Annotated in this window: 10 protein-coding genes; 9 read left to right on the top strand and 1 reads right to left on the bottom strand. The window is 40.4% G+C overall.

Annotated elements, in window-relative coordinates:
* Positions 1-8 precede the first annotated feature (8 nt).
* Entirely contained in the window at positions 9-959 is a 951-nt protein-coding gene (locus M2408_RS09960; RefSeq protein WP_120257257.1) for a hypothetical protein, read from the bottom strand.
* 102 nt (positions 960-1061) lie between these two features.
* On the opposite strand from M2408_RS09960, the gene M2408_RS09965 reads away from it, so the two are divergent.
* The 9 genes from M2408_RS09965 (at position 1062) to M2408_RS10000 (ending at position 12393) form a co-directional block, all read left to right on the top strand.
* The gene (locus tag M2408_RS09965; RefSeq protein WP_259181369.1) at positions 1062-1940 is read left to right on the top strand and encodes a TssN family type VI secretion system protein; all 879 of its coding nucleotides are present in this window, start codon (positions 1062-1064) and stop codon (positions 1938-1940) included.
* 11 nt (positions 1941-1951) lie between these two features.
* On the top strand, positions 1952-3097 hold the full coding sequence (locus tag M2408_RS09970; RefSeq protein ID WP_259181372.1) for a hypothetical protein: 1146 nt from the start codon (positions 1952-1954) through the stop codon (positions 3095-3097).
* Positions 3098-3161: 64 nt separating this feature from the next.
* Positions 3162-3734 carry an NAD(P)H-dependent oxidoreductase gene (locus tag M2408_RS09975; RefSeq protein ID WP_120257260.1) on the top strand — a complete coding sequence of 191 codons (573 nt, stop codon included), beginning with the start codon at positions 3162-3164 and terminating at the stop codon, positions 3732-3734.
* A gap of 315 nt (positions 3735-4049) precedes the next feature.
* Entirely contained in the window at positions 4050-4421 is a 372-nt protein-coding gene (locus M2408_RS09980) for a sigma-70 family RNA polymerase sigma factor (protein WP_259181375.1), read from the top strand.
* Positions 4422-4589 (top strand): sigma factor-like helix-turn-helix DNA-binding protein, encoded by a 168-nt coding sequence (locus M2408_RS26350; protein ID WP_409049489.1) that lies wholly within the window; start codon positions 4422-4424, stop codon positions 4587-4589.
* Positions 4590-4661: 72 nt separating this feature from the next.
* Complete coding sequence (locus M2408_RS09985) at positions 4662-5858, top strand: FecR family protein (RefSeq protein ID WP_259181376.1); 1197 nt, start codon at positions 4662-4664, stop codon at positions 5856-5858.
* Positions 5859-6051: 193 nt separating this feature from the next.
* Positions 6052-9366 carry a TonB-dependent receptor gene (locus M2408_RS09990; RefSeq protein WP_259181378.1) on the top strand — a complete coding sequence of 1105 codons (3315 nt, stop codon included), beginning with the start codon at positions 6052-6054 and terminating at the stop codon, positions 9364-9366.
* 31 nt (positions 9367-9397) lie between these two features.
* Positions 9398-10870 (top strand): RagB/SusD family nutrient uptake outer membrane protein, encoded by a 1473-nt coding sequence (locus M2408_RS09995; RefSeq protein ID WP_259181380.1) that lies wholly within the window; start codon positions 9398-9400, stop codon positions 10868-10870.
* Positions 10871-10896: 26 nt separating this feature from the next.
* Complete coding sequence (locus tag M2408_RS10000; protein WP_259181383.1) at positions 10897-12393, top strand: DUF4832 domain-containing protein; 1497 nt, start codon at positions 10897-10899, stop codon at positions 12391-12393.
* The last annotated feature ends 28 nt before the right edge of the window (positions 12394-12421 follow it).

A 12421-nucleotide genomic window follows, 5' to 3' on the forward strand; every position in this document is an offset into this window, starting at 1 on the left:
CCTAAGTGTTATAAGTATGATGTATGCCCGAGGATACTTTGATTGTGGCCATGTTTGTCACTTAAGTAGCTGTGTTTTACTTCGGGTAGAAGATCATATGTAATATGAACGTTTAATTGAACGGGGAATAGATGGTCTAGGACAAGATGAATAATATATTCATCCTTGGCATTAGGCAAATAGTTCTTTAATAGTTGGGGATAGGAAGGACCTATCAGAATCGCGAGATAAGTTTCATTAAGTTCATATTGCATGGACGTTAAACTATCAACTCCAAGCTGACAATGACCTAGCAGGCCGGAAGATATATTTATCTCATGCCAATCTAGGACACGGTCACGCGTTGATAGCTTGAGATCGATGGGGATATTGAGCAGATTGCGCAAGAGCTGTTGTGCATAGCCGAGATCATTTTTATGGGTATGAATTTCAGGAATAAAATGCATCCAGATCACACGTTGGCGTGCATTGAGTTTCTGTAGTTCAGGCCAGTTGGACAAAAGCAGGTCACTCATTTCTTGATGGCTTGTCTGCATGTCAAGACGGCTTTCATATTGATCTAAAAGAGTACGTAAATAAAATAATTCGTTTTCAAATGGAGCGAAGAATTTTCTTGCATTTTGTTCTTGGCGTCTTTTGTTGCGCACATCCTGAATCATAACATCTTCGTCAAGGATTTCACTGCCCGCATGTAGGGTATGAAAGAGACCTTCTGGAAGCATATCATAAAGTCCTTCCCGGTTCATATTGATTCGGACAAACTCTTCATTGCTGCTTTCAGATAGATAGGTGTCAACCTGTTGGATTTCTGTCGAGAAAGGGCGACGGCTCGAACCCGCGCAGCGAAAAATGATGTGATCTGGATCAACACCGCGCTGAATCAAGTCGGCGGCTTTTTGGCTTGCTTTGATATCCGAAACCATACTATTGCTTGAAAATAAACTGTCCTTTTTTTTCATTGAAAGAATTATTTCTTGAACCCTAAAACTCGATCAGCTAATTTAACTGAGATGAGTGATCAGTATTGTAAATTTTTTTGTTTAAAGATAGTATATTTGTTTGTGAATAGTGCATCAGTTGAAATGGAAGTTCAAACAGTTTTTTTAAGGTACATCCTTGCGCCTTTATTAGTATTTATTTCGGCCATTGTAATGTCGGTCTGGAATAAGAAGAATAGTCTTCTGAGTAATAAGAAGCTTATCATTTCGATCTTGTTGGGAGGATTGGCATTGGCATTGCCTGGTTTTTTCGGGTTTTTGGGTTTTGCATTTATGCCCTGGGGCTATTTCATGACAATGATCTATGCATTTGGGGTCGGTGTTTTATGGGTATATCTGCTGAGCAAATGGGATTTGAATAGCTTAGAAAATAGAAAGGTTTTTGTATTTTTTGTGATGTTGATAATGCTACTGCTCGGATTATATATCTATAAACTATTTTTTGATTGGATGAGTCCTTTCCGATTAGGGTGGTGGGCAGCGACTAGCGTTTCGATTTTCTTTGTGCCAATGTTTTTTTGGTGGACTTATATTGCGTTGCTTTCTATTCCGATGGAGATCCATCGGGTCTGGGAGTATCCACGGTTTCCTGAAGAAATTAATTTGGACCACCTGGATTTTGACAAATTGCTGGTATTGGAACTGGAATTATACAAGGATAGCAAAGATGTCGAACCATTACGTGTAAAGGTAAAAGCCCCTGAAAAGATGAATTTCGGGTTGTGGTTTCAAAAATTTATCGAAGATTACAATAGTAAATTTCCCAATGCGCCAGTTCGCTATTCCGATATTGGCGGAGAATATCAGAAATGGATATTTGTTGTGAAACGGTCTGTTTTCAAGCGAAATGTCTATATCGATCCAAGTTTGGATATTTCGGGAAATCAGATTACAGAAAAAATGACCATACACGCTAAGCGTGTTTCAGAAACAATAGGATAACAAAGAAGGATATGCAAAAACCATTAAATTACGAAGGCATCAACTGGATTGATGGTATGAAACTTTCCAGCGGGGATTTTGTTCATACGGATCTTTTTACGCAGGATCTCGTACGCGATAGCATTTCGGTGGGGCTGAATGGTACTAATTTTGGTTTATTACCAGCTTTCGCAGGATATGAACGTTCATACGATATATCGCTTACCAAAAAAACGACAAGTTATCTGGAAGTTGAAGTTCGATTTTGTAATGCGGTGACCAGCGATGGTAACCGAATCAACATAGCATATCAGCAAGGAGCAGTTGAAGCAAGTTTCAGTGCCTATATGGATGTTTCTAAATTGGCCCTCGGCGAGCATTATGTGGTTTTACATGTAAATCCCTTTAAAAGATCAGCTTTTGGCGAACCTAATCCGGAAGAGTCTCCGCTCCGTTATCCCTATGTTAAAAAAGAGTATACAATCGATATTGTGAGTAAATCTGATATCAATCAAAGGCAAGTGACAGGATCATTTCTGCCGATTGGTAAGTTGTTTCAAGAAGCACAGGAGACCATATTGATACAGCAATACATTATTCCAAGTATGTACGTCGAGAGTCATCCGCTATTGATGGATTATCACAATCGCTTCTATCGCTTGCTGAATGAATTTCAAACGGCTGCCTATAAGATCATGGATAAAACAGTTAACAGACCTAAAATCACGGAATTGGGGCTGAATATCCGCTTTATTACTGAAAAGATCTTGGAATATATGGCTACGACATTTTTTGAATATAGATCTGTTCTCCCACAACGGGCACCAATATATCTGTTAAAATATTTTTCTGATTTTGCCCATGTATTTTTTAATGCTGTACGTTTAGTTGAACCTGCTGAACGGGAAGAAATGCTTAAATATTTCTATGAATGGAAAGATGTGACACCAGGTAATTTTGAGGAACGCCTATCCAATCTCATTGAAATGCGGTATAATCATTTTGAGATTGCTGAGGCCATGAGCTGTGTTGCTGATTTTATGGATGTTATGGTATCGCTATGGGGCAAATTAGCGACATTGGAATATATCGGTCAGCGACGGGAAAATATTGTTGTTGCGGAGCAGAAGGTTGTTCAGGAAGTGCAGACAAGACGTACTTGGTCTTTGTTAGATTAACATATTTATTATTTTAATAAGTAAGGCCTTTGAATCTTTATTTTTTTGCTTATGTTAGCAGAAGATGAAGAACGTATTGTTAATCAACGGAGACCTCTTTAAAACAGCGTCCACTGATTTTTTGATGGATGCTTACCGCGCTGGTGTTTACCAAGCCGATGGTATTGTGCATGATCTGAAAATCGTTGACTTGCTTTTTAATTATAATATCAAACTTCCGTCCATCTACTCAAGTCCATTAGAGATTGATCTTCAGGATGCACTGCGTGAGCTACATTGGGCCAAACATATTGTCTTATTTTGCCCAGTCTATCGCTCTTATATACCTTCTAAAATAAGAGGATTTTTTGATCGTTTATTCCTGTCCAATCAGAGCAACTTAGACCCTAATCGCATTGACAATAACTTTTATGGGAAATCTGCACGTATTGTCAGTATATTGGATAATGAGCTTTTTCATGAATATAGTCAGTTTAAGAAAACAAACTTTATGAGCATCAAGAAGGATGTTTTTGAAAGGTGTCATATTTCTCCGGTGCGAACTTCGGCAATGGGAGAGTTGCATAACTTAAAAAATTCATACAGTGAAAAATGGGCCGAAAAGTTAGCTCGGTTTGGAAGAATAGACTTGCTCTAAAAGTTAAGGCTAATCAAGCTAGTCTTGGCAGAGTGCAGAAAAAATGGTAAAAAATGACATGTTGAAGTTTATAAACCAACAATCAAAACTGCCATAAAACGAATGCTATCAGTTATGATAACTCAGTAATAATTAGGCTATTTTTACGTCATCCTCCTTTGGGGAATATTGTGTTAGAATAGGAAACAATTGTCTTTTTAAATCTTTTACACCTATAAATTAAATTTGGATAATTGGCGATAACTTCTAACTTTGATTTATTACACCAATTGTTTTGACATCGTTTGTGTTTAATACCTGAAAAACGGATTCAATATGGGAAATTTATCCAATGAAGAAATAAAGGTCTATTTCGATCTGAATTACCATCGCTTGTATCTTTTTGCTAAAAGTTTGGTAAACGATGCGGAGATCGCACATGATCTTGTTCAAGATAGCTTTATGGTGTTGATACATGCTAATATGAAGACCTCGGATGCTCCTCCTGTCATCAAATCTTTTTTATATACAACGGTCAGAAACCTCGCTTCCAAAAATATCAGAAAACAAAAATCGGCTCAACTTTTTTTTCGTAAAGAGAAGGTAGAGGAGTGGGAAGATGCGGCTGTTTTTGAGAAGCTTTTTCGGTCGGAAGTTATCGCTGAGCTCTACCTTGCCTTGGAATCTCTGCCACAGGGCTGTAAGTAAATATGTAAATTAGGCTATTTAGAAGGACTTAAAAATCAGGAGATAGCTGATATGTTGGGTGTAAGCATTAATACCGTCAAGACGCAAAAGAAACGTGCGCTCCAACTCTTAAGGGACAAAATCTCTCCCCAAGCTTTCGCCCTCCTATGTATTTACCTTTGTCACTAAAAAAAAGTTTATTTTCTTTTCACCCCTTTTTATTAGCAATGGTACATAGTATTAAAAAACCTAAGTTACCGTATGGATAAAAATGGAGAACACCTTTATTTTGCCGGACTTTTAGCGAAGTGCATTCAGGGAGTGTCATCTGAAGAGGAAATCGTGAGATTGAAAAAATATATGGACGAAAATCCGCAAGTCAGTGAAATACTTGTCGACCTAAGCGAAGCTAATCTGCTTGATCAAGACCTTGAAGAATTGGGCAAAATAGATCTTGCGCAGCAGTGGGCTAACTTTGAAGAAAGAGGGGCAACAAAAGCATCACCTCGTAAACGTGTATCGACCTTGATTATTTGGTTATCGGCATCTGCGGCGATACTTATTGCTACATTTTCCTTATTTTTAAACCGTCAAATCGAATCCCATACATCGATTATTCCGGACCATCAATTTGGTTATAAAAATGACGTTACACCTGGGCATGCGGGGGCTATATTGACGCTAGCTGATGGACGTGTTGTAGAATTGGGGGCAACAAACCAGCAGGGAATGGTAATTGATACAAATATGATTCATATTTCCAATGGTTCTGTTGAATTTAGGAATCAAGCAAATGCCAATGAATATAAGGCCAATCGTATCCACACGCCAAAAGGAGGAACTTTTCAGACTATTCTGGCTGATGGTACCAAAATATGGTTAAACGCAAATAGCGAAATCGAATTCCCAAGCCAGTTTTCTGCTAACGAACGACGCATAAAGTTGCTTTCTGGAGAAGCTTTTTTTGAGGTGGCCAAGAACAAACAAAAACCATTTATTGTAGAAACACAGGGATATGCAGTTCATGTAACAGGTACAGCATTTAATATCAATAATTATGAGAATAATATTGTTAAAACTTTATTGACTGAAGGTAAAGTAGACGTAATTGGTAAGCAGGCACGTGCTAGCCTATTTCCTGGGCAGGCCGTGGTTAATAAAGGGGAGTCCCTGCAGACAGAAACGGCAGATATTAACGAAGCGTTGTCCTGGCGTGATGGTTTTTTTTACTTTGATGGAAAGACTCTCCCGGAAATTCTTGGCGAAGTATCAAGATGGTATGATGTCAGCCTCGACTATCAGATAAGTTTGGATCAAACTACGTATATGGGTGGCGCAAAACGCTCGAACACTTTAGGTACGATCTGTAAGATGCTGACGGATATGTCCCAATATGCGTTCGAAATCAATGGAAAGAAATTAATTGTCAAAAAAAATAAAGGAGGAAAAATGAAATAAACTGACCTAAATGATGATGGTATAAGAAATCCGGAGATACTGCAAATATCTCCGGAAGTAATTCGGCATACCAAATGTGTAGCAACAAATAGTTTAATAACCTAATCAATTCAAAATTATGTATAAAATCTGGTTAAGGCAATACCCAGACGAGCCTCGTTATGGCATTAACCTTCGAAAAACAGTATTAGTCATGAAACTTTCTTTAGCGTTTTCACTTGCATTGACAGTAAGCGTTCATGCCAGTGTTTTGGGGCAAAAAGTAAACCTTCAAAAGAAAAATATCACTTTAAAAGCATTGCTAACTGAATTGCAAAAGCAGACAAACTATCGCTTTATGTATAAAAAGGGTATTTTGGAAAAATCTCTACCAGTGAATCTTGATCTACAAAATGCCCCGTTGAGCGAGGTCATGGAAATTGCTTTCAAAGATCAGCCTTTTGAATACCGTATCTATGATGGGACAGTAACGATTTCTCGAAATTCGATTGTCGTACAACAAACTGCTGTGCGTGGAAAGGTAGTTCAGGCAGATAATCAGCCCTTGGCTGGTGTATCGGTCAATGTCATCGGAAAAGGAATCTCTACGGCCACAGATGAACAGGGTAATTATGAAATTAAAGCCAATATTGGAGATCAGCTGGAGTTCAAATACATCGGCTTTAGGTCCAGTACTGTGGCCGTTGGATCAAATAGGATGACAACTATTACTATGATTCCAGCCGGAGATAGTAAATTGGAAGAAGTTGTGGTGATCGGTTATGGAACACAGAAGAGAGCTGATCTTACAGGTGCCATCAGTTCCATCAAAGCAGAAGATCTTCCGAAAGCTGCCAGTGCTTCGGTGGAACAGATGTTGGCAGGTAAAGCCGCGGGGGTACAAGTACGGTCAACCGATGCACAGCCTGGAGGAGGAGTCGAGGTGTTGATTCGGGGTGCAGCTTCAACAGGAGCAGGAAACGCACCGCTATATATAATTGACGGGTTCCCAGTGACAGGCGGTGTGGATCCTGGAACAAATACCCGCTATTCCATCGGTAGTCGAAGTCCACTCAATTCGATTAATCCCAATGATATCGAGTCCATCGAGGTGTTAAAGGATGCCAGCGCAACAGCAATTTATGGTGCCCGCGCTGCAAATGGGGTTATTCTGATCACTACAAAATCCGGCAAACAGGGGCGCGCTAGGGTTTCCTATGATCTGAAAACGAGTATGCAACGTGTTCAGAAACCCTGGGAAATGATGGATGCCAGTCAGTGGATGCGTGCGCGCAGTAATTATCTATATGAACTTTGGATGGTCAATAACAAAGTTGGTGTATACGGTGGTAAAGATCCCTCAACTGTACCAGCATTTACTGCCCCATATACCGAAGATGAAATTAATGCTGCTGGTACGGGTACAAACTGGATCGATGAGGTTACTCGAAAAGGACGTATTCAGGATCATAACTTGAGTATCAGCGGTGCTAATGATAAGACAAATTATCTCATATCATTTAATTATTTTGGACAGGATGGTATTGTCAAGAAGAATGATTTCAATCGCTATACTGGGCGAGTAAATATCACTCAGGAGGTAAATAGCTGGCTTAAGGCGGGTGTAAGGGCGAGTGGAAGCCGTATAGATATCAATAACCCAGCCTTGGGAACTGGGGGAGCTGAGAACACCGGTGTACTGGAGTCGGCACTTAAATTTACACCTACACTACCGGTTTATCTTCAGGATGGAAGTTATTCCATTGTTCCGAACTCTACGTTCTTCCCGAATCCTGTTTCCTTACTCGATATTAGCAATGTCACCGAGCAGAACCGTTTGATGGTGCAGACCTTTGCTGAAATTGAACCGTTCAAAGATCTCAAAATACGTACCCAGTTAGGATTCGACAAGCAGGATGCAGTGAACAACACCTATCTTCCGAAGTCCACCTTATATGGAGAGGCTGTAGGAGGACAGGCGACAATTGGGCAGAATAATCGTTTTGATAAATTATTTAACACGACCGTCAGCTATAGAAAAGTGCTCAATGAGGTACATGACCTAAGCATGTTACTCGGTTACGAATGGCAATCCATGGGAAGCTCAGGTCATAATTTATCCAATAATAAATTTCCGACAGATGCCTTTGGCACGAGCAACATCGGCGCCGGAGAATCGGTACGTCCAACAGTTGGGTCTTACAAGAGCATTAATGAACTTGCGTCATATTTCGGAAGGTTAAATTATAGTCTGATGGATAAGTACCTCTTTACTTTTACCATGCGTGCTGATGGCTCAAGTCGTTTTGGAGCAGGAAATAAATTTGGATATTTCCCATCCGGGGCATTTGCATGGAAGATTGATCGGGAATCTTTTATGTCTGATGCAAAATGGATCTCAAGTGCCAAATTGCGTCTGAGTGCTGGTCAAACGGGTAACAGCAATATTTCTGGCGCCTTTGCCTTCTATTCTTTCGGAAGCGATTATCTATTTGGAAATACCGTCAATACGGGTACTTACCTTTCTTCTTATGCCAATCCTGATCTGAAATGGGAAACGACAACGGAGTATAATCTCGGGCTGGATTTTGGCTTATTTGATGAACGCATCAGTGTAACGACAGAATTGTTTTCCAAAACGATATCCGACCTACTGGGTGAAAGGCAGTTGAAGACTTATCTTCCCTTGGATAAGGTAGCGGCCAATCTTGGTAAAACCTCTAGTAAAGGTTTTGAGGTGACCTTGAATACACAGAATCTTACAGGTGCATTTCAATGGACTAGTACATTGACGCTGTCTGCATATCGTGATCGCTGGAAAGAGAGAAGTCCAGATGTGGTTCTTCGATCCTACGAATCAGCTACAGATCCTATCCGCGTGCATTGGGGATATTTACTGGATGGTCTGGTGCAACCAGGAGAAGTGATCCCTCATATGCCGGGAGCATTGCCTGGCGTGCAAAAAGTCAAAGATATCAATGGTTACGATGAAAACAATCAACTGACAGGAAAACCCGATGGTAAGATTAATGATGCCGATGTCGTCAAACTTGCCAATGCTGATCCTAGATTCATCATGGGCTTCGGTAATACCTTTCGATACAAAGGTTTTGACCTCAATATCCATATATATGGTATGTTTGGAACGAGACGCAACAATGATTACATGGGCTATGTGACGGAGATGAATCCCAATATCAACCGGGGTTGGAATATTCCCAATATGGTCGATCAATTTTGGTCGAGCAGTAATACGCAAGGAAAATATCCGAATCCATTTGTTGTCAATCCATTTCCGGGTGCGGGACAGTTTTTACTGCAAAAGTCTGATTTCGTTCGGGTGCGCAACATTACATTGGGCTATGATCTCAACCCGTTGTTTCACAAAAAATGGTTCAACACCTTTCGGGTATACGTAGATGCTTCAAATCCTATTGTTTTTACCAGCTTCAAAGGTATAGATCCTGAATTTACGGGTATCTATCCACCAGCGAAATCCTTTACACTGGGACTTAGCGTTGGATTTTAATCAAATTACTGGCTTTAATACATTTATTATAATGAAAAAAATATTTCTTTTGTTGCTAGGAGCTTCCTTGTTTTACTCCTGCGAGAATCTTGAACCACAAGTGTTCGATCGCTTGAGCCCATCGAATTACCCGAAAAATGAAGAAGACGCACGTACGTTGGTCACGGGAGTCTATGGTATTCTCAACCGGGGAGCATATGGTGGATTTTCGGATATATCCTGGCAATCACGCTGGGTGATGAATACAGCTACTACCGACGAGTTTGTCTGTTATTGGGGTGGTGGTGTCTGGGAAACGTATGCCAAGTTTCTCTGGAATTCGAATAGCGAACACGTGACGGCCAAAACCTATGGTCCCTACATTAAAGCAATTACCAATTGTGTCAATATTGCTGAGCAGCTTGAGCCTATTAGCATGGATGCCGAACTCAAAGCGCGTTATCGCGCTGAACTAAAAGGGATAACAGCTTTGTTAGCCTACACCTTATATGACTTCTACGGACCAACAGCTATAGTGACAGATCCTGCAATAACCCTGGATCCAAACACGAACTTTCAACCGGAAAGACCTACGAAAGCATGGATGTTGAATTTTATCAAATCTACAGCACGGGATGCAGCGGATAAGCTCCCAGTTGCCTATTCGTCACAGGATTATGGTCGTATTACCAAAGGAACCGCATTGATGGTGCTCCTCAAACTGGCGATGCATGAAAAAGACTGGACTGAAGCTGCTAAAATTTCGAAGGAGATCATGGATTTGAAACAGTATTCGTTGCAGGTATCCTATCCATCCATCTTTGCTGTGGATAATGAGATGAATTCAGAAATCATCTTTGCTATTCCATGTTTGACTGTAAACGATCGCTATAATAACTGGCTTGCCCATGTGTTGCCGTCTGAGTATGTCGAACCCAATGGTATACCCGTACAAAAATGGGGCGGTTATAAAGTCCCTTGGGCAATGTTTGATAAGTTTAAAACTGGTGATGAGCGCCTGAAATCAATCTGGGGCAGTATCAATACCAGCAAGGGCATGGTCGATTTGCGCTCAATCAATGAGTCGTGGGCACAGATGGGTGCCGTACCCTATAAATATCCTGCTGATCCTGCTTCGACAGGCGAAGCACACGGGAATGATTGGGTAGTATATCGCTATGCAGATGTGCTGCTACTTCGAGCCGAAGCCTTAAATCATATTTCGCCACTTAGTAGTGAAGCGGTAGGTTTGATTAATATGGTACGTAACCGTGCAAAAACAACAGCTATTATTGCTTCAGATTTTGTCGGAGAAAATGCTTTAAATGACTTTATATTGGATGAAAGATTTAGAGAGTTATTTATGGAAGGGCATCGTCGGGAGGACTTGATTAGGCATGGGAAGTATCTTTCGGAAGCTAAGAAACGTGGAGCATCTTATTCAGATGAAAGTAGACTGCTGTTTCCCATTCCGCAGTGGGCAATCAATGAAAATAAGAAAATTCAGCAAAATCCTGGTTACTAAGGTTCATTTTTGAAAAAAATGGGAATATGAAAAAAACAATCAAACAGCTGACTTTGGTATGGGCGCTATTGGCGCCCATACATCAGGCTTTCGGAGGTGTTTCGACAGATACCTTACAACAAAAAGATCAGCATATGCAAATTGTTGCCAAAAGTGCGATCCATAATCCTGAGCGGGGTTATCATCTGGAGTCCAACTATTTTGCGCATAATTTATATAATCCTTTCCACAAAGTTGCCTATCCAAAAGGGTGGATAGACGAACAGATTAGTCGCTATGGGAGTCCCGATGATAATATTTCGGTGTTGCAGCTATACTTTTATCTCACGGATTATGTAGGGAGCGATATTGCGAAAGAAGGGTTAGACAAGATGCAATTTATCTTTGACGAGGTTAAAAAGAAAGGTTTTAAGGTGGTGTTGCGGTTTGCTTATGATGTCGATTATGGAAGTACCAAAGCGAACTTTGATGATGTCTTTCGGCATATAAACCAGTTGGAGCCGCTGATCAAAAAAAATATAGGTTTAATTGATATTTGGCAGATTGGATTTATTGGCGCTTGGGGAGAGGGGCATAGTTCGCGAATGAGTTCCGATGATGTCAACAAAGCAAAAATGGTGCGGCGCATACTGGATATTTTTGCAGATAGACAGACAACAATCCGTTACCCCAATCAAAAGACAAAACTTAAGCTGGAATCTGCTTATTTAAATCGAATAGGATATAACAACGATTATTTTACGGCATCAGAACACCCCAAAGCACCTGATAATGATTATACATTTGGAAGTCAGGCTTATGAACAGGTCCAACGAGAATCGCCTTATGTGCAGGTAATGGGGGAGATTCCTTATGCCGAAGCGACTGAGTGGGGGTTACACAGCTTAATTTCGGTACAGAATAGCCTCAAAGCCCTGAAGGAACATCATTATAGTCTCTTTGATATTACACAAAACAATGAACTGAATATCGCGAACTGGAAAAAAACAGCATTGACAGCTGATATGCTCCAGTCTATGGGGATCTTGTTTGATCCGAGTTACTTTACAGAAAACAAACATGCTGTAGCTCGATCAGCCTATGATTTTATAAGGGATCACCTAGGTTATAGGCTTTATATAGACCGTGCCAATACAATAGTTCAACGTCATAACAAGGAGTTGGCTGTCGACATTGTTGTCAAAAACGTAGGTTTTTCGACTATTCACAACCCCAGGCCGGTATACCTTATCGTATTAGATAAAGATAATAAAATAGTGGAAAAGAAGAGATTATCTGTCGATCCACGTCATTGGCAACCTTATGATCCAAACGGAAAGGAAGATATCGCTTTACTCCATCATATTCAAATGGAAGTGCCTTTGTCTAGTGTAAGATCCGGCTCTGTGGGGTTGTGGCTTCCAGACCCAGAGGAAGAGCTGGCAGGTAAACCTGCATACGATATCCAATTTGCCAATGATGATATGGGCATCATTACCAACCATCCTACATATGGACGAATTAATATCATTGCGGACTTTTAATCCGCCAATAACACAATCCAAACTATAA

Origin of the sequence: Sphingobacterium sp. BIGb0165 (assembly GCF_024810095.1) — a bacterium.
Lineage (GTDB): Bacteria > Bacteroidota > Bacteroidia > Sphingobacteriales > Sphingobacteriaceae > Sphingobacterium > Sphingobacterium detergens.

Excerpts from the sequence above, each read along its gene's own strand:
- M2408_RS09960 (WP_120257257.1), bottom strand. The coding sequence starts at position 959 with ATGAAAAAAAAGGACAGTTTATTTTCAAGCAATAGTATGGTTTCGGAT.
- M2408_RS09970 (WP_259181372.1), top strand. The coding sequence starts at position 1,952 with ATGCAAAAACCATTAAATTACGAAGGCATCAACTGGATTGATGGTATG.
- M2408_RS09975 (WP_120257260.1), top strand. The coding sequence starts at position 3,162 with ATGAAGAACGTATTGTTAATCAACGGAGACCTCTTTAAAACAGCGTCC.
- M2408_RS09980 (WP_259181375.1), top strand. The coding sequence starts at position 4,050 with ATGGGAAATTTATCCAATGAAGAAATAAAGGTCTATTTCGATCTGAAT.
- M2408_RS09985 (WP_259181376.1), top strand. The coding sequence starts at position 4,662 with ATGGATAAAAATGGAGAACACCTTTATTTTGCCGGACTTTTAGCGAAG.
- M2408_RS09990 (WP_259181378.1), top strand. The coding sequence starts at position 6,052 with ATGAAACTTTCTTTAGCGTTTTCACTTGCATTGACAGTAAGCGTTCAT.
- M2408_RS09995 (WP_259181380.1), top strand. The coding sequence starts at position 9,398 with ATGAAAAAAATATTTCTTTTGTTGCTAGGAGCTTCCTTGTTTTACTCC.
- M2408_RS10000 (WP_259181383.1), top strand. The coding sequence starts at position 10,897 with ATGAAAAAAACAATCAAACAGCTGACTTTGGTATGGGCGCTATTGGCG.